General features: G+C 73.5%; 15 protein-coding genes. 10 read left to right on the forward strand and 5 right to left on the reverse strand.

The genetic code is table 11. The features are described 5' to 3' along the window. The first annotated feature begins 25 nt into the window (after positions 1-25). The 7 genes from ACZ4TG_RS18665 to ACZ4TG_RS18695 all read left to right on the forward strand — a co-directional run bounded on the left by ACZ4TG_RS18665 (position 26) and on the right by ACZ4TG_RS18695 (position 6,282). A complete protein-coding gene (locus ACZ4TG_RS18665) occupies positions 26-1,597 on the forward strand; it encodes a sensor histidine kinase (RefSeq protein ID WP_468163972.1) in 1,572 nt (523 codons plus the stop codon). Beyond that, positions 1,594-1,995 (forward strand): roadblock/LC7 domain-containing protein, encoded by a 402-nt coding sequence (locus ACZ4TG_RS18670; RefSeq protein ID WP_468163974.1) that lies wholly within the window; start codon positions 1,594-1,596, stop codon positions 1,993-1,995. The genes ACZ4TG_RS18665 and ACZ4TG_RS18670 overlap by 4 nt, the downstream gene beginning before the upstream one ends. Then, positions 1,992-2,345 (forward strand): DUF742 domain-containing protein, encoded by a 354-nt coding sequence (locus ACZ4TG_RS18675; protein ID WP_468163976.1) that lies wholly within the window; start codon positions 1,992-1,994, stop codon positions 2,343-2,345. The genes ACZ4TG_RS18670 and ACZ4TG_RS18675 overlap by 4 nt, the downstream gene beginning before the upstream one ends. Then, the gene (locus ACZ4TG_RS18680) at positions 2,326-2,955 is read left to right on the forward strand and encodes a GTP-binding protein (RefSeq protein WP_468163979.1); all 630 of its coding nucleotides are present in this window, start codon (positions 2,326-2,328) and stop codon (positions 2,953-2,955) included. Before ACZ4TG_RS18675 ends, ACZ4TG_RS18680 begins: the two co-directional genes overlap by 20 nt. After that, on the forward strand, positions 2,952-4,190 hold the full coding sequence (locus tag ACZ4TG_RS18685) for a cytochrome P450 (protein ID WP_468163981.1): 1,239 nt from the start codon (positions 2,952-2,954) through the stop codon (positions 4,188-4,190). The genes ACZ4TG_RS18680 and ACZ4TG_RS18685 overlap by 4 nt, the downstream gene beginning before the upstream one ends. Beyond that, the gene (locus ACZ4TG_RS18690; RefSeq protein ID WP_468163983.1) at positions 4,187-5,422 is read left to right on the forward strand and encodes a cytochrome P450 family protein; all 1,236 of its coding nucleotides are present in this window, start codon (positions 4,187-4,189) and stop codon (positions 5,420-5,422) included. Before ACZ4TG_RS18685 ends, ACZ4TG_RS18690 begins: the two co-directional genes overlap by 4 nt. A 128-nt stretch (positions 5,423-5,550) precedes the next feature. Next, positions 5,551-6,282 (forward strand): DUF7873 family protein, encoded by a 732-nt coding sequence (locus ACZ4TG_RS18695; protein WP_468163985.1) that lies wholly within the window; start codon positions 5,551-5,553, stop codon positions 6,280-6,282. 441 nt (positions 6,283-6,723) lie between these two features. Here ACZ4TG_RS18695 and ACZ4TG_RS18700 read toward each other — a convergent pair whose 3' ends face one another. The 3 genes from ACZ4TG_RS18700 to ACZ4TG_RS18710 form a co-directional block, all read right to left on the reverse strand. Next, a complete protein-coding gene (locus tag ACZ4TG_RS18700; protein ID WP_468163987.1) occupies positions 6,724-7,452 on the reverse strand; it encodes an anti-sigma factor family protein in 729 nt (242 codons plus the stop codon). Next, positions 7,449-8,051, reverse strand: coding sequence for a sigma-70 family RNA polymerase sigma factor (locus tag ACZ4TG_RS18705; protein WP_468163990.1), 603 nt, complete (start codon positions 8,049-8,051; stop codon positions 7,449-7,451). The genes ACZ4TG_RS18700 and ACZ4TG_RS18705 overlap by 4 nt, the downstream gene beginning before the upstream one ends. 102 nt (positions 8,052-8,153) lie before the next feature. Then, a complete protein-coding gene (locus ACZ4TG_RS18710) occupies positions 8,154-9,140 on the reverse strand; it encodes a DUF1996 domain-containing protein (RefSeq protein WP_468163992.1) in 987 nt (328 codons plus the stop codon). A gap of 137 nt (positions 9,141-9,277) precedes the next feature. Here ACZ4TG_RS18710 and ACZ4TG_RS18715 point away from each other — a divergent pair, with 137 nt between their 5' ends. After that, positions 9,278-10,009 carry a DUF1838 family protein gene (locus tag ACZ4TG_RS18715; RefSeq protein WP_468163994.1) on the forward strand — a complete coding sequence of 244 codons (732 nt, stop codon included), beginning with the start codon at positions 9,278-9,280 and terminating at the stop codon, positions 10,007-10,009. 12 nt (positions 10,010-10,021) lie between these two features. Here the strand turns inward: ACZ4TG_RS18715 and ACZ4TG_RS18720 are convergent, their stop codons facing one another. Further along, the gene (locus ACZ4TG_RS18720; RefSeq protein ID WP_468163996.1) at positions 10,022-10,822 is read right to left on the reverse strand and encodes a hypothetical protein; all 801 of its coding nucleotides are present in this window, start codon (positions 10,820-10,822) and stop codon (positions 10,022-10,024) included. 554 nt (positions 10,823-11,376) lie between these two features. Between ACZ4TG_RS18720 and ACZ4TG_RS18725 the strand changes: the two genes are divergently transcribed. Continuing rightward, a complete protein-coding gene (locus ACZ4TG_RS18725) occupies positions 11,377-13,155 on the forward strand; it encodes a S8 family serine peptidase (RefSeq protein ID WP_468164167.1) in 1,779 nt (592 codons plus the stop codon). 305 nt (positions 13,156-13,460) lie between these two features. Then, on the forward strand, positions 13,461-16,235 hold the full coding sequence (locus ACZ4TG_RS18730) for a helix-turn-helix transcriptional regulator (RefSeq protein WP_468163998.1): 2,775 nt from the start codon (positions 13,461-13,463) through the stop codon (positions 16,233-16,235). Here ACZ4TG_RS18730 and ACZ4TG_RS18735 read toward each other — a convergent pair. Then, positions 16,225-17,115: a glycoside hydrolase family 19 protein gene (locus tag ACZ4TG_RS18735; RefSeq protein WP_468164169.1), complete on the reverse strand. Its 891-nt coding sequence runs from the start codon at positions 17,113-17,115 to the stop codon at positions 16,225-16,227. The two genes, ACZ4TG_RS18730 and ACZ4TG_RS18735, sit on opposite strands and share 11 nt — an antisense overlap. Positions 17,116-17,129 lie beyond the last annotated feature (14 nt).

Consider the following 17,129-nt stretch of genomic DNA (forward strand, 5'->3'; position numbering starts at 1 on the left):
TCGCCCCGGTTTGAGGCTTTGATTGATGACGGCGTCGCCTTCCCCTCTGCGCCCCTCCGCGCTCGCCCTGCTCGTCACCGCGGTGGCGGCGGGAGTGCTCTGCACGGCGGCGGTGGCCGCGGCCCCGTCGACCGTCCGCGTCCCCCTCGGCTGGTTCTCCGTCTTCGGCGTCCTGTTGCTCTCGGTCGCCGCCTTCGCCGTCACCTGGACCGCGCGCACCGCCCGGCTGCTGCGCGGCCGGGTCTCCGGCCTCGGCGCCGAACTCGCCGCCCGTGACGGGCACATCGCACGGCTGACCGCCGACGCCGCCCGCGACGCGGCCGCCCGCACCGCCGAACGCGACCGGGTCGCACGCGCCCACGCCGCCGAAGTCGAACAGCTGGTGGCCGCGCACGCCGCCGAACTCGACGGCGTCGCCGCCGCCCAGCTCGCCACCCGCGAGCGCCTCGGCGCCGAACTTCGCCGCGCCGAGTCCGGACGGGCCGCCGCCATGGCCGCCGCAGCCAACGCGGCCGGCCGGATGCAGGCGCTCGCCACCGGAATGCTGGCCGACCTGCGCGAGATGGAGCACCGGCACGCGGACGAGGACGTCCTCGGCGACCTGCTCCACCTGGACCACCGCACCGCCCAGGCGGGCCGCCTCGCCGACTCCGTCGCCGTCCTCACCGGAGCCCGCTCGGGCCGCCGCTGGGCGAAGCCGATCGTCATGGAGTCGATCCTGCGCGGCGCGATGGGCCGCATCGGCGGCTACCAGCGCGTCCGGCTGCACTCCACCTGCGACGCCGCCGTCGCCGGGCACGCCGCCGAGGGCGTCATGCACGCCCTCGCGGAACTCCTCGACAACGCGGCGAACTTCTCGCCGCCGACCGCCGAGGTCCACGTGTACGTGGAGGACGTGCCGGCCGGGATCGTCATCACCGTCGAGGACAGCGGCCTCGTCATGAGCGAACTCCAGCTGCGCCGCGCCGAACAGGCCGTGACCGCACAGTCGCTGGACCTCGCCGGGCTCTCCGGAACCCGCCTCGGGCTCGCCGTCGTCGGCCGCCTCTCCCTCAAGCACGGGCTCAAGGTGTCCTTCCGGCCCTCCGCCCGCGGCGGCACCGGCGCGCTCATGATGCTTCCCCAGGAACTGATCAGCCGTACCCCGGCCGAAGCCGTGCCCGCGCCGGCGCTCCCGGCGACCCCGGCCGGAGCCGCCCCGGCGCACGCCCGCGGAACCCGCGCACAGGACCGCCCCCGGGCCCACGGCGGCGCCGCCGCGGCCCAGGACACCGGGCGCGCGAAGGACCGTACGCCCACCGGAGCCGGCACCCCGGCCACCGCGGGCACCACCCCGGAGGAAGACCCCGGACCCACCGGCGGGCACCCGCCGCTCGGTGACAGCGGCCTGCCCCAGCGGCGGCGCGGCCGGACCCTGGCCGCAGCCCACCCCGAAGGGCCCGACGCCGCGGCCCGGGCGGCCCGCACCCAGGCCGCCCCGACCGGCGCCTCCCAGTCGGCCGCCCGCTTCGGCAGCTTCCGGCAGGCCGTGCGCGGCGCCGCGGCGGAGCCGTCGACCCCCCAGCACCCCCCGCTCCCGGAAGGCAACACGGAATGACCGGCTCCACCACCGACGAGACGCTCAGCTGGCTCCTCGAAGGGCTCCTGGAACGCACCCCCGACGCCCGGCACGCCCTCGTGCTCTCCCGCGACGGCCTCAAGCTCTGCCGCACCCCCGAGCTCTCCGTCGACCAGGCCGACCAGCTCGCCGCGATCGCCGCCGGCATCCAGAGCCTCTCGCACGGCGCGTCCATCGAGTTCGGCGACGGCACCGGCGGAGTCCGCTCCGCCATGGCCGAGTTCTACGGCGGCATCCTCTTCATCGTCGAGGCGGGCGAGGGCGCGCACCTGGCGCTCGTCGCCGCCGAGGAGGCCGACGCCGGCCTCGTCGGCCACAACATGTCCGAACTGGTGGAGCAGCTGAGCGAGCATCTGATCGCCAGGCCCCGGGGTTGAGCCGCGGCAGGCCGGGCCGGGACGACTCCCCGGACCGGCTCTACACCCTCACCGGTGGCCGCAGCCGCTCCGGTTCGGACGCCTTCGACCTGGTGACCCTCGTCGTCGCCGAGTGCGACCCGGCGCCCGGCATGCAGTCGGAGCACGCGGCCATCCTGCGGATGTGCCAGTACCCGACGGCCGTCGTGGAGATCGCCGCCGAACTCGGCCTGCCGGTGTCCATCGTCAGGATCCTGCTCGCCGACCTCCTCGGCACCGGGCGGATCAGCGCCCGGCACCCCCGTTCGACGTACAGCCTTCCCGACCCCGACATCCTGGAGCAGGTGCTCGTTGGACTCCGCAATCTCTGACGCGTCCCCCGAACCGCGCGGGCCCCGCCAGACCCTCCACAGCACCGCCGACAACGGCCTGAAGATCGTCATCGTGGGCGGCTTCGGCGTGGGCAAGACCACGATGGTCCGCTCGGTCAGCGAGATCCGCCCGCTGAACACCGAGGAGACCATGACCAAGGCGGGCGAGGCCGTCGACGACACCGACGGGATCGCCGCCAAGACCGCCACCACCGTCGCCTTCGACTTCGGCCGCATCACCCTCGACGCGCACAACGTGCTCTACCTGTTCGGCGCCCCCGGCCAGGAGCGGTTCTGGTTCCTGTGGGACCGCCTGTTCGCCGGCACCCTGGGCGCCGTCGTGCTCGTCGACACCCGTCGGCTCGCGGACTCCTGGTACGCCATCGACCGGCTCGAACACCACGGCACGCCCTTCGTGGTGGCCTGCAACGACTTCGGCGGACCCGCCCACACCCCCGAGCAGATCCGCGCGGCCCTCGACCTGCCGGAGGGCGTGCCGCTGGTGTTCTGCGACGCCCGCTCGCGCGAGTCCAGCAAGCACGTCCTGATCTCCCTCGTCCAGCACCTCCAGACGGCCGCCCCGTCCAAGACCCCGGAGCCCGCCCCGTGACCACCCCCGCCGCCCGCGCACCCCAGCCCGTCTACCTCGGCGGCCCCCGGTTCCAGACCGACCCCGTCGCGCTGTACCGGGAGATGCGGCGCGAGCACGGCGCCGTCGCCCCGGTCGTCCTCGACGGCGACGTACCGGCCTGGCTGGTCCTCGGCTACCGCGAACTGCACCAGGTCACCAGCGATCCGCAGCTGTTCTCCAGGGACTCCGAGCTGTGGAACCAGTGGGACCGCATCCCCGCCGACTGGCCGCTGCGCCCGATGATCGGGCGCAAGCAGCCGTCCATCCTCTACACCGTCGGCGAACGGCACGGCGAGCGCGCGGCCGTGATTTCCGAGGCCCTGGAATCCGTCGACCCCTTCGAACTCAGGGGCCACGCCGAGCGGTTCGCGGACGAGCTGATCGACCAGCTGTGCGGAAAGGGCGAGTGCGACATCGTCGGCGAGTACGCGATGCTCCTGCCGATGCGGGTGCTGGTCCGCATCTACGGGTTCTCCGACGAGCAGGGCCCCGGGCTCGTCACCGCCATGAACGACATGATCAACGGGCGGGAGGGCGCCCTGGACGGCCAGCGCCACCTGGGCGAGTCGATGTACGCGCTGCTCGCCGCCAAGGCCGCCGCGCCGGGCCCCGACGTGGCCTCCCGGATGCTCGCCAACCAGGCCGGCTTCACCCTGGACGAGGTGGCCCAGGACCTGATGGTGATGATGGCCGCCGGCCACCAGCCCACCGCCGACTGGATCGGCAACACCCTGCGCCTCATGCTCACCGACGACCGCTTCGCCGCCTCCCTCGCCGGCGGCCGGCACAGCGTCGGCGAAGCCATGAACGAGGTCCTCTGGGAGGACACCCCGACCCAGAACGTGGCCGGCCGGTGGGCCTCCCGGGACACCGAACTCGGCGGAGTGCGCATCGGCGGCGGCGACCTCGTCCTGCTGGGCCTGGCCGCCGCCAACTCCGACCCGCACGTACGCACCGACGCGGGCGCGCTCACCGGCGGCAACAACGCCTTCTTCTCGTTCGGCCACGGGGAACACCGCTGCCCCTTCCCCGCCCAGGAGGTCGCCGAGGTCATCGCGCGCACCGGCATCGAAGTACTCCTCGACCGGCTCCCCGACGTCGACCTCGCCGTTCCCGCCTCCACGCTCGCCAGGCGCCCCTCTCCCTGGCTGCGCGGACTCTCGGCACTTCCCGTGACCTACACCCCGACCCCCGCCCTTGGAGCCACCAGATGACGTGCCCGATCGACCACACCGGCCCCGCCGCCATCACGCTGGACCCCTTCGTCACCGACCTCGACGCCGAGAGCGCCGCGCTGCGCGCCGCGGGCCCGCTCGTCCGGGTCGTCCTGCCCGGCGGTGTCGGCGTGTACGCCGTCACGCACCACGCCGAGGCCCGAAAGCTCCTCACCGACACCCGCGTGGTGAAGGACATCAACGTGTGGGGCGCCTGGCAACGCGGCGAAATACCCCTGGACTGGCCGCTGATCGGCCTCGCCAACCCCGGCCGCTCCATGCTCACCGTCGACGGCGACGAGCACCGGCGGCTGCGCAGCCTCGTGGCCCAGGCCCTCACCGTCCGCCGGGTCGAGAAGCTGCGCGCGGGCATCGAGGCCCTGACCACGGGCATGCTGGACAAGCTGGCCGGACTGCCCGCCGGGGGAACGGTCGACCTGAAGGCCGAGTTCGCCTACCCGCTCCCGATGAACGTCATCAGCGAGCTGATGGGCGTGGAGGCCGCCGAACACCCGCGGCTGAAGGCCCTGTTCGAGAAGTTCTTCTCCACCCAGACCCTGCCCGAGGAAGTCCCCCGGATGATGGCGGACCTGGGCGCGCTGTTCTCCCGCATCGTCGAGTCCAAGCGCGAGAACCCCGGCGACGACCTCACCAGCGCCCTCATCGCGGCCTCGGAGGACGGCGACCACCTCAGCACCGAGGAGATCACCAACACCCTCCAGCTGATGGTGGCCGCGGGCCACGAGACCACGATCAGCCTGATCGTCAACGCGGTCGTCGCCCTGGAGACCCACCCCGAGCAGCGCGCCCTGGTGCTGGGGGGCGAGGTCCCCTGGGAGAACGTCATCGAGGAGACCCTGCGCTGGTCCACCCCGACCTCGCACGTCCTGATCCGCTTCGCGAGCGAGGACGTCGAGGTCGGCGACCGGATCCTGCCCAAGGGCGAGGGCCTGATCGTCTCCTTCGGCGCCCTCGGCCGCGACGAGGCCCAGCACGGCGGATCGGCGGGCGAGTTCGACATCACCCGCACCCCGAACCGGCACATCTCCTTCGGCCACGGGCCGCACGTCTGCCCCGGAGCGGCGCTCTCCCGCCTGGAGGCCCTGGTGGCCCTCCCGGCCCTCTACGCCCGTTTCCCGGGGCTGAGCCTCGCGGTCGCGCGCGAGGAGCTGCGCAACAAGCCGATCCTCACCCAGAACGACCTGTTCGACCTCCCCGTACGCCTGGCCTGAGCCGCGTGACCTGTGACCCGTGACCCGTGACCCGCGTCCCGCCGACCCGATGGGACGCGGGGCCGGTGTGACGCGGGCCGGCGGGAATGCGCATGCGCGTACGAGGAACACGCTGCTAGGTTGATCACGTGCCGAAGCTGAATCAGATAATCGCCGTGGAAAAGGGCGTAAAGTCCAAGTCCCTCCAGGAGCTGACCCAGGCTCACCAGGACGTCCAGAAGCCCGCCCTGCTGGCCGGCATCTCGCGGACCTACCAGCCCAAGGACGAGGAGGGCGAGCAGCTGCCGCCCGAGTCCACCCGGGTGCAGATCAAGGCCGAGGACGTGCTGCGCGCCACGGCCGGGACCCTCACGCGGCTGTTCGACGTGACGGCGACGAAGGACTGGGCGAACCGCACCGCGGCTGCGGACGTCGTGGTCGACGGCCAGGTGCTGCTGCCCCAGGTGCCCGTCCCGTACCTGCTGTTCCTCGAGAAGCAGCTCACGGACCTGCACACCTTCGTACGCAAGCTGCCGGTGCTGGACGCGTCGGAGTCCTGGAACCTGGACCCCTCGACGGACTCCTGGAAGACGGACCCGGTCCGCACCATCCGGACCAAGAAGGTCCCGCGCAACCACGTGAAGGCCGAGGCCACGGAGAAGCACCCGGCCCAGGTCGAGGTGTACTACGAGGACGTCCCGGTCGGCTACTGGACCACCGTGAAGTTCTCCGGCGCGCTGCCCGCGCGACGGGTGAACGAGCTCCTCGACCGCGTCGAGAAGATCCAGCAGGCGGTCAAGTTCGCCCGCGAGGAGGCCAACAGCGCCGAGGTCACCGACCAGCGGGTCGGCGACGCGGTGTTCGGCTACCTGTTCAGGTAGCCCCACGATCGCCCCCCGTTCGAGCGGGGGGTGCGCTGAAGAGCGCAAGCTGAAACTGATGTTGAAGCTGAACATGGGGTGTCAGTTGGGGGTTCGAATCCCTCTCCCCGCACTGCGCGCGGGGGTGGCCCAAGCCTGGCAGAGGCGGCCCCGTAAATCTCAGATTCTCGCTCCAGTCTCAGTATTCGCCGCCGAACACCGGATCGACCGAGCGCGGGCGATCATCGACGGATGGGGGTTCAAGTCCCCTCTGCGCCTCTCTCGTGGCGCGGTAGTTCAAAGGCAGAACACGTCGGTCTCAGAATGACCCGCGGCTCTTAAACGCCGCCGGTGTGCGCAATTGGGTGGCAAACTGGAGCCCGGGAGCTGGATATGCTCCCGGGCTCCGTCACGTGCGCCCCCGGCCGGGTCGGCCGGTGGGATCCCGGCCGGACCGGCCCGCTACGCCTTCGCCGGCACCGGTACGGACACGAAGGCCTTGCCGGCCTCGTTCTCGACCAGGATCTCCTTCACGTCCGCCGGATCCACGGCCGCCGAGCCGTCCAGCGCGGCTCCCTTGCCCTCGCCGTGCTCCGCCGTGCCCACGACCCAGCCGCCCGCGGTGGTCCGCGTACCGTCCCGGGAGACGACGACCAGCCGGCACCGCTCGCCCGCCGGCACACCCGTCACCGCGGCGTGCACCCTGACCCACTTGGGCGCGGGCGCCACCTGGACGGTCATCCGCGCCCCCGTGCCCTGATCCGTCGCGGAGGCCACCTTGGTCCCCGGCAGCGGAGTCGAGGGCACCGAGGTCACCGTCGGGGTCGGCAGCGGGGGCACCGCCTCGACCCTGTCGCCGGTCTGGGTACCGGCCCAGAACACGGCCGCCAGCGAGGCGGCCGCGGCCAGTCCCGCCAGTCCCAGCCGGCGCCGTGACGCCGACGCCCGTTCGCTCCGCACCTGCCGCAGGGTGCGCTGGAGCAGCAGGTCCCCGCCCTGGGGCGGTCCCTCCAGGAACGCCTCCTCGGGTACCTCGCCGAGCGCGGCTTCCATCTCGCGCAACGCGGCCACCTCCTCCCGGCACTGCACGCAGTCGCCGACATGCTCCTCGACGCGCCGTGCGTCCTCCTCGTCCAGGACTCCGAGAACGTACGGGCCGAGCAGTTCCTCCTCGTGCCGCTGCCGGTTCATGCCACCACCTCCCGCAGTCCGCCGGGCTGCTGGGGCGGCCTGCCCGATCGTTTGTGCTTGTTGCCGTCCCTGGAGCCGTCCGCGAAGACCTCGCGCAGGGCCTTGAGCGCGTAGTGCGCGCGCGATTTGACCGTGCCCGCCGGGATCCCGAGGCGATCGGCGGCCTCGGCGACGCTGCGCTCGCGGTAGTACAACTCCGTGAGTACGTCCCGGTGTTCCGGGGTGAGCTGGTCGAGGGCCCCGAGTACGGTCATGGCGTTCACCACGGAATCCGCGTGGTCCACCTCCACCGGGGGAGCGGCCGCCGATCCGGAGACCTCCGGCGGCCTGGCCGCCTTCGCCCGGTACCGGTCGGTGATGATGTTGCGGGCCACCGTGAGCAGCCAGCCACGCACCGAGCCCTTCCCGTTGACCAGGACCTCGGAATGCCGCCAGGCCCGGATCAGGGTCTCCTGGACCACGTCCTCGGCGGCCGCCCGGTCCCCGGTCAGCCGGGTGGCGTACGCGAGCAAGGCGTGGCCGTGCTCCTCGTACACCGACTTGATCAGTGCCTCATCGGTCGAGCCCCGCCGAGTTCGGGGCCACAGTGGTCCGGCCATCTCACCCTCTCCGTCTTCCGTGCTTTGCGTGGTGCGGTCGGAACACGCCCTCGGGCCGGACCGGGTTCATGTGACCTGCGTCACGCCGGCCCGGCGCAGGGTTCACATCCGGCACTCGCGGCCCTCGTTGAGGCAGTCGACGGCCGCCTGCATCTGCCGCCCGGTCATCACGTTCACGAACATCGCGTGGTCCGTCTTCGGGCTGTGCCGCTGTTCCGGGAAGGAGTCCAGCGCGATCGGCGCCCCGGGCGGGACCTCGTAGGCGAGGGAGACGCGCAGCTCCGGCACCGGGAAGGCGCCCTGGGGGCACACGCCGTTGGCGGCCGGGAACAGCAGATGGGAGCGGTGGCCGGGGGTTTCGGTGTCGAGGCCGTTCCAGCAGCTGGGGAAGACCAGAGTCCGGGTGAGCCGCTCGCCGGCCGGACAGCGCGGGTAGCGGGTGGTGGAGCGGTCGGGGGATCCGGAACAGCCCCAGCGGGCGCGCACGTCGGCTTCGGTGTCCGCGGTGTACGCGACCGCGTCGCCGGTCATCGCGCGCAGGAACCGGGGCATCGGCACGACCTTGCTCACCGGGCTGCCGCGGAACTCCACGGTGACCGCCGCCTCCGGGAGGATCTCGCCGGCGTTCCCGTGTCCCGCGGAGCTCTCGTGGCTGTCCGTGCCCGGACGGTCCGTGCGGCGCAGCACCGGCCAGTAGTACGTGGACCGGTCGCCGCCGGCGCAGCTCGTGGACGCCGAGTCCAGGGAGGCGTCGGTGGACATGGCGTCCGTGGACAGGTTCCCCACGTACGCGTGCGTGTGGTGGGCGCCGGCCCGCAGGCCGGGCGAGACCACCAGGTTGTCCTCGTTGTAGTGGCCCTCCCGGTTGCGCCCGCACTCCACGACCACCGAGCCGGCCGAAGCGTCCGGCCCCGGCGGCGGTGACTGGCCGGTCCCGGACGGAACGTCACGTATGTCGACGAAATCCCCCGCCGCGGCTCCCGCGGCCTGCGGGCCGGCGGCCCGCGAGGCACCCAGCGCGGCAGCGGTCAGCCCGCCGCCCAGCACCAGGCAGACCAGCAGCACGAGCAGTCGGTGTTCGTTCCCCATGGCGGTCACGGTTGCCGGTGCCCGGCACCCTCGTCAACCTGGCATCCGCATGCCGGTCGCCCCCGGCCTCCCGGCCCCCGGCCGGATCGCGCCCAACGTCCTTGCGGGGCCTGCCACCAGCGCGCACAGTACCCACCATGACTCCCACGGAACTCCTCCAGGCCCTCGCCCGTACCCGCGCCTCGCTCGACGGCAGCGAGGTGACCTTCTGGTGGACCGGAGACGTCCACTCCTGGGCCCCCGGGGAGCCCTACCAGCGCCTCTTCGGCTTCGAGGGCCTCAACGTCGCCCGGCTCGCCGAGGAGGAGGGCACGTACCAGCTCCTCACCCGCGAGGCCGCCTTCTACCTCGACCCGCAGAGCCGCGAGATCCTGGAGACCTGGCAGGACAAGCCGGTGGTCCACGTGTGGAACGATCCGGCCAACCAGCGATGGCGTCCCTTCCCGGTCCCCATGACCGAGCTCGGCGACCAGGTCTGCTTCAGCCTGGAGATCCCCCTGGCCTACCCCTCACCGCTGCCGGTCGACCAGTACCCGGCCAACTCGGCGGACGACACCTACCGCGCCCTGGAGCTGTTCCAGTTCTTCGCACCGGCGTCCGTGCTCACCACCGACGAGCCGAGCGTCCCCAGCACCATGTCCTGGACCCGGATGTCCCCCTGGCTCCCCTGGATGGAGCAGGGGCAGCGCCCCGGCGGCCTCACCTTCCACTGCCGCGGCCGCAAACTGGGCTCCTACGACGAGGTACCCGAGCGCACCCGCGCGTACATCGCCGCCCGCCACCCGGAGTTCGCCCACGCCCCGCAGAAGTGGTCCGAGCCGAACGAGACCAGCTGGACCTACTTCCGCAAGCTCCACCCGCCGCGGTAGCCCCGCGCGGGTTCAGGCCGCCGGGGTTCCCTTCCACCAGGGCTCGCCCGGCTCGGACTTCCCGCCGGGAACGATGACCGTGTCCGCGGCCGGCGGGTACAGGGGTGCGGTGACCTCGAAGTCGGAGTAGGTCATCTCCGTCTTGCTCCGGCCGGTCTGCGTGCGCTTCAGCAGGTACGGCCGGCCCTCGGCGGCCACGTAGTCGGTGACGGTCCCGCCGTCGGCACCCTGGTAGACCAGGGTGACGGCGGGCCGGCCGTCGACGGTGGCCGCGGGTCCCTTCCTGCCGCCGGTCGCCTTCGCGTTGCGCAGCAAGATGTTCGGGTCCCCCAGACCGCACACGGAGGCGAGGGCCTGGGCGTCCTCGTCCTCGGCGTCGAGCTTGACCCAGCGGCCCGCGTACCGTGCGGCCACCGCGTCCTCCTCGGCCTTCGGCAGATCGCTGATCCGGGCCCGCCAGGCCTCGGCGTCGCGCTTGCCGTGGACGTGGTCCGCGGTGCGGTGGACCTCCGTCCTGCCCTGGCCGTCGGCGGAGTAGGACCCTGCGCAATCCGTGGCCGGAGCGAAGGAGAGGTCGATCACCGCGGTCACCCCGTCCGCGGTGAGCCGGGCCCGGAACTTCTTGAAGCCGGCGGTGCGCGTCGCGTCGTACGCGAGCAGGCGCAGCTCGTCGGCGGTCTTGTCGGCGTAGGGATCCGCGGCGGAGGGAGCCCCGGCGCTCCCGCCGGATCCGGATCCGGAGGAGGTGCAGCCGACGAGGCCGAGGAGGAGCAGAGCGGCCAGCGCGGGAACGGCTGCGGAACGAGCGAACAAGGTGATCCCCCCGGGTCACGCGGTGCGAGTCCGCCGAGGCTACCCCAGTGGCGTCGCGCCCCGCACACGCGTTCCAGGGCCGCGAGCCGGGGTCCGGCGACGGCCCCCTCGGCGGCGTCCCGGTGCGGTCCCCCGGCGGCGTCCCGGTGCGGTCCCGGACCGGGCCCGCCCGATAGGGGCCACCGGCCCCCCTCCCCCCGCCGCAGGGGCCGGACAAGGGTTTTCCCCGTATCGCGTTCATCCCCGTGTTGCCTACTGTCTGCCCACCGGCGATCTTCCCCTCCTCGAACAGCCCCCGCACCCACCCCACATGGTGTGAAGCCGTTCGCGGCCGGGCCGATCGTCGGCGCACCGCCGTCGCCCTGCCCCGCCGTCGCGGCCGGGCGACGCGGCGCTGCGGTGTCCGGGGCGGGTCTGACCAGCCCGTCCCGATCCCGTGGCCGCCGGTTCACCTCCCACACAGTTCAGACCGGCCGCTCCGGCCTGCCCGGAACCGGCCCGCGAAAGGGAACACCGTGCACGCAACCAGACGTCGGCTCATATCCGTGGTGGCCATGTCCGTCACGCTCCTGGCAGGCTCCGCGACCGCGTCCGTCGCCCTGACCGGCTCCTCGGATCCCGCCACCACCCTCCCGGCCGCCGCGGCCCCCGCCACCGCCCCCGGCGCGGCGCCGGTCGAGAACCTGATCGTCGGATACAAGTCGACTGCCGATGAGGCCAGTTCGAACTCCGCCGCCGCCGACGACGCCACCGCGAAGGGGAAGAAGGCCGGCAAGAAGGCGCAGTTCGACCGCCGCCTCGGCACCGGTGCCGCCCTCGTCAACCTCGGCGGTGCCACCGCCCCCGCCGAGGCCGCCGACGTGATCGCCCAGTTCCGCGCCGACCCCGACGTCGCCTACGTCGAGCCCGACTCGCGCGCCTACGCGCTGGCCACGCCGAACGACACCGAGTACGCCAAGCAGTGGGACCTCTTCGAGCCCACCGCCGGCATGAACGTCCCCGCCGCCTGGGACAAGACCACCGGCTCCGGGGTCACCGTCGCCGTGATCGACACCGGCTACGTGGCGCACTCCGACGTCGCCCCCAACATCGTCGCCGGCTACGACTTCATCAGCACCTCCAGCGCCGCCCGCGACGGCAACGGCCGCGACAACAACCCCGCCGACCAGGGCGACTGGAGCGCGGCGGGCGAGTGCGGCACCGGCTCCAAGGCCAGCGACTCCTCCTGGCACGGCACGCACGTCGCGGGCACCATCGCCGCGGCCACGGGCAACGCCAAGGGCGTCGCCGGCATCGCGTACAACGCCAAGATCCAGCCCGTCCGCGTGCTCGGCAAGTGCGGCGGAGCCACCTCCGACATCGTCGACGCCATCACCTGGGCCTCGGGCGGCTCCGTCGCGGGCGTCCCGGCGAACGCCACCCCCGCCAAGGTGATCAACATGAGCCTCGGCGGCTCCGGCACCTGCGGCGCCAGCTACCAGAACGCCATCAACGCGGCCGTCGCCCGCGGCACCACCGTCGTGGTCGCCGCCGGCAACAGCAACGCGGACGCGGCCGGCTTCACGCCCGCCAGCTGCAACAACGTCGTCAACGTGGCCGCCACCAACCGCACCGGCGACCGCTCCTTCTACTCCAACTTCGGCGCGATCATCGACGTCGCCGCCCCGGGCGGTGAGACCCGCCGCGCCACCGACACGCCCGGCACCGTCACCACCCCCGAGAACGGCATCCTCTCCAGCCTGAACGCCGGCACCACCACCCCCGGCGCCGAGATCTACAAGCCGTACCAGGGCACCAGCATGGCCGCCCCGCACGTCGCCGGCCTCGCCGCGCTGCTGGTCGCCGCCAAGCCCTCGCTGACCCCGGCCCAGGTCGAAGCGGCCATCAAGGCCAACGCCCGCCCCCTCGCCGGCACCTGCACCGGTGGCTGCGGCACCGGCCTCGCCGACGCGGCCGCGACCGTCAACGCCGTGACCTCCACGCCCACCACCCCGGCCTTCGAGAACACGGCCGACGTCGCCATCCCGGACAACGCCGGCGCCGTCTCGTCCTCGATCACCGTCTCGGGCCGCACCGGGAACGCCCCGGCCGCCCTCAAGGTCTCCGTCGACATCAAGCACACCTACCGCGGTGACCTCGTCATCGACCTGGTCGCCCCGAACGGCACCGTCAAGCGCCTGAAGAGCTCCTCCGGCGACAGCGCCGCCAACCTGCTCACCACGTACACGGTCGACGGCTCCGCCCTGCCCGCCAACGGCACCTGGCAGCTGAAGGTCCAGGACGTCGCCGCCGCCGACACCGGCTACATCGACTCCTGGAGCCTCGGCTTCTGAGCCGCCCCGGATCCGGCCCGCGCCCCGGGCCCCCAACCGGACCGCCACCCGGATCCACACCCGGTCCGCACACCGGCCCCCGCAAGCGCAGGAGCCCCCCAACTCCCGCCTGACGGGTCGATAGTACGGACCAATCCCACCCAGCGGACCTGCCGATACCACCCGTACCGGCAGGTCCGCCGGGCTTTCGTGTCCACTGACTGATTTCTGCGTCACAAACAGGGTCCGCCCGGCGGCCGACCTCGTATTGTCGCGTCTCACAGGAAAGGCACAGGAGCAGGGGCGCGAAAGGCTGGTGGCTGTGCGTGGCGGCGACGGGGAACGCTGACACGACCGTCGGACACGGTGAACTCATCGAGGCGGTCGACCGCGCGCTGACCACGCACGGGCGCGCCATCCTCACCGGACCGGCCGGCGCGGGCAAGACGGAAGTGGTCCGCGCCGTCGCGAGCGCCGCCGAGGGCCGCCGGGAAACCGTGCTCCACCTCGCCCCGGAAGCCGCCGACCAGTGGATACCCGAGGCCTCCGCCGCCGCCCTGCTCGCCTCCGTCCCCTGCGCCGCCCTGGAACGGCTCGCCGGACCACAGCGCACCGCCATCGCCCAGCTGCGCCGCGAGGCCGACGCCCCCGGCGCCGGCCGCGACCACGTCGCCCTGCGCCTGGCCGTCGTCGAGGTACTGCGCACCCTGGCCGACCCGGGGCCCGTCCTGCTCGTCCTCGACAACGCCCAGTGGCTCGACGCGGAGAGCACCGACCTCCTCCGCTTCGCCCTGCGCCTGACCCCGCCCCGCGTCCGGGTGCTCGTGGCCGAATGCGTGCAGGCCGGCTCCCCGGTCGCGGTACCCCTGTGCGGCCCCGGCACCCCCGCCATCCGGGTCCCCGCGCTCGGCGCCGAGCAGGTCGCCGAACTCCTCGTCCGCCACGGCCTCCCCGCCCGCCTGGCCGGCCGGATCCACCAGGCCAGCGGCGGCAACCCGCGCCTGGCCCTCGCCCTCGGGCACTCCCTCGCCGAAGCCGCCGGATCCCGCGACGGCGGCGCCCACCACGCCGACACCCTGCCCGTGTCCGGGCAGGCCCGCGAGGTCGCCCGCCGACTGCTCGCGGAAGCCCCCGCCCGCGCCCGCCGCACCCTGCTGCTCGCCGCACTCGCCGCCCGCCCGACCACCGCCCTGCTCCGCCGGGCCGGGCGCCCCGACGCGGACGCCGAGCTGGCCGAGGCGGAACGGGCCGGGCTGGTCACCGTCGGGGAGGACGGCTCCGTACGGTTCACCGCCGGCGCGCTGCCGACCGCCCTGGCCGCCGACGCGGGCTGGCCCGAACGCGCCGCCGGACACGCCGCCCTCGCCCACGCCGTCGACGACCCCGTGCAGGCCGTCCGGCACCGCGCGCTGGCCGTCGACACCCCCGACGCCCGGCTCGCCACCGAGATCACCGAAGCCGCCGCGGCCTGCCGCCGCCGGGGGCAGCGCGCCCTCGCCGCCGAACTCGGGCTGCTCGCGGCCGACCGTACGCCCGCCGGCCGGCCCCGCGAGGAACTGGCCCGGCTCGTCGGCGCCGCCGAGGACGCCGGCTGGGCGGGCCGCGCCGACCTCGCCCGCCGCGCCGCCCGCGCCGTACTGGCCCGCGACGCCTCGCCCGCCGACCGGGTCCGGGCCCGGCTCGCCGTGATCGACGCCGCCGGGCAGGCGCTGGCCGACCTCGACGAGACGTTCGCCTACGCGGTGGCCGACGCCGCCGGGGACCCCTCGCTGCGGGCCGCCGTCCAGCTGCGGATCGCCTGGAAGCACAACCTCAGCGACGGCGACCCCGTCCGCTCCCGCGACGCCGCCGCCGAGGCGGGCGCGCTCGCCGCCCTGGGAGGCGACCAGGTCGCCGAAGCGATGGCCCTGACCGTACGGGCCCGCATGGGCCGCATCCTCGGTGACCGCGACGCCGAGGACATCCTGGCCGAGGCCCTCGCCCTGCCCGCCCCCGAAGTGCCGCTCGGCATGCGCAACGCGCCCCAGTACCTGGCCGTACGGCACGCCCTCTTCGACGACCGGCTCGGGGACGCCCGCCGGCAGCTGCTCGTCCTGCTGCCCGCCGTCCAGCGCACCGGCTCCGCCGAGGACGTCTTCGAGGTGCTGCGCAGCTTCTCCGAGGTGGAGCTGCGCCGGGGAAGCTGCGCGGCGGGAGCCGCCCACGCCCGCCACGCCCTGGAACTGACCATCGAGGCGGGCCTGTCACCCGGCCCCGCCTGGTACGTCGCCGCCATGGCCGAGGCCACCGGCGGCAGCTTCGCCCGGGCCGCCGGCTACGCCCGTCGCGGCATCCAGGCCTCGGAGGAGGAACAGGACCAGGTCTTCCTGTCCCGGTCGCTGTACGCCCTCGGCCTGGTCGAACTGGCCACCGGCGAGGCCGCGAAGGCGGTGGCCACACTGCGCAGGGTGGCCGAACTGGAGGACGCCCAGCAGGTGGTCGACCCCTCCGTCCTGCGCTGGCACGGGGAACTCGCGGAGGCCCTGGTCGCGGCCGACGCCCCCGACGAGGCCGCGGCCCTGCTGGACTCCGTCCGTACGGTGGCCCTGGAACTCGGCCGCACCGGCGTGCTCGCCTCCCTCGACCGGGCCCGCGGCCTGTGCCTGTCCGCTCAAGGGGAGGCGCAGGCGGCCGTGGCCCTGCTCGACGCCACGGCCACCCGGTTCGGCGCCCTCGGGCTGCCCCTCGAACGCGCCCGCACGCTGCTCGCGCTGGCCCGCGTCGAACGCCGCCGCCGCCGGCGCGCACCCGCCCGGGCCGCCCTGCGGGAGGCGTCCGACATCTTCGGCCGGGCGGGCGCGAAGCCCTGGGCCGACCTGGCCCGGGACACCGCGCCCGACACCGCCGCCGCCTCGCTCCCGGGGCCGTCGGCCCTGACCGAGGCCGAGACCAGGCTGGCCCTGCTCGTCGGCCAGGGCGCCAGCAACCAGGAAGCCGCGGCGAAGCTCTTCCTCAGCGTCAAGACGGTGGAGGCCCGGCTGACCCGGATCTACCAGAAGCTCGACGTACGCTCACGGGCGCAGCTGGCGACGGCCCTGCGGACGGGCCGCGTCAGCAGCTGAGGTTGTTCCCCGGGGTCACTCCCAGCAGCTGCGTGAAGCTCTGGTACTTGTTCACCCGGCTCTGGACCTGCGCCGGATTGCCGCCGTTGCACTCCAGGGACCCGTTGATGGAGCGGATGGTCTCGCCGAAGCCCGCGCCGTTCACCATCGCGGCGTGGGCCGTCATCGTGCCCGGACCGTTCTGGGTGTTCCAGTACCAGAGCGCCGTCTTCATCGCGACGGCCGGATCCTGCTCCACGAGGTACGGGTTGGCGAGCAGGTTGATGCCGAGCGCGTCACCGGCCGCCTTGTAGTTGAAGTTCCAGCTGAGCTGGATCGGGCCGCGGCCGTAGTACGCGGCCTGCCCCGCCGGACAGCCGTACGGCTGCGTGGCGTCGCAGTAGTGCGGGTAGTTGGCGGTGTTCTGCTCGACGATGTACACCAGCCCGCCCGTCTCGTGCGAGACGTTCGCGAGGAAGGCCGCGGCCTCGCGCCGCTTGACGGTGTCGTCACCGGTGTTGGCGAAGGCCGGGTACGCGGAGAGCGCCGCCACCAGGCCGTTGTAGGTGTAGAACGGGTTCCGGTTCGGGAACATCTGGTTGAACTGGGCCTCGCTGACAACGAATCCGGACGGATTGCCGGTCCCCGGGTCCGGGTCCTGGCCCCCGCCGCCACCGCAGGCGCCCTGGTCGGACCAGACGCCCCACTGCCCTGTGGTCCCGGGCGTCTCGCCCTGGGTCCACCACTTGGCCTGCCAGTTGTGCCCGTTGTACGAGGCGTTCATGCCGCCCGTGTACACCGCCGAGGAGGTCCAGGAGCCGGCGCAGGCGGGCGCCGCGGCGGCGGGGGAGGAGGGCAGTGCGACGGCGAGTCCGAGGGTCACGGCGGCGGCAGCGGCCAGGGTGGTGGCCCGGC

The organism is Streptomyces sp. NPDC028314, assembly GCF_055565795.1.

Bases quoted from the DNA above. Each gene is read 5' to 3' on its own strand.
- ACZ4TG_RS18670 (WP_468163974.1), top strand. From the start codon at position 1,594: ATGACCGGCTCCACCACCGACGAGACGCTCAGCTGGCTCCTCGAAGGG.
- ACZ4TG_RS18700 (WP_468163987.1), bottom strand. From the start codon at position 7,452: ATGAACCGGCAGCGGCACGAGGAGGAACTGCTCGGCCCGTACGTTCTC.
- ACZ4TG_RS18725 (WP_468164167.1), top strand. From the start codon at position 11,377: ATGTCCGTCACGCTCCTGGCAGGCTCCGCGACCGCGTCCGTCGCCCTG.
- ACZ4TG_RS18665 (WP_468163972.1), top strand. From the start codon at position 26: ATGACGGCGTCGCCTTCCCCTCTGCGCCCCTCCGCGCTCGCCCTGCTC.
- ACZ4TG_RS18690 (WP_468163983.1), top strand. From the start codon at position 4,187: ATGACGTGCCCGATCGACCACACCGGCCCCGCCGCCATCACGCTGGAC.
- ACZ4TG_RS18705 (WP_468163990.1), bottom strand. From the start codon at position 8,051: ATGGCCGGACCACTGTGGCCCCGAACTCGGCGGGGCTCGACCGATGAG.
- ACZ4TG_RS18715 (WP_468163994.1), top strand. From the start codon at position 9,278: ATGACTCCCACGGAACTCCTCCAGGCCCTCGCCCGTACCCGCGCCTCG.
- ACZ4TG_RS18710 (WP_468163992.1), bottom strand. From the start codon at position 9,140: ATGGGGAACGAACACCGACTGCTCGTGCTGCTGGTCTGCCTGGTGCTG.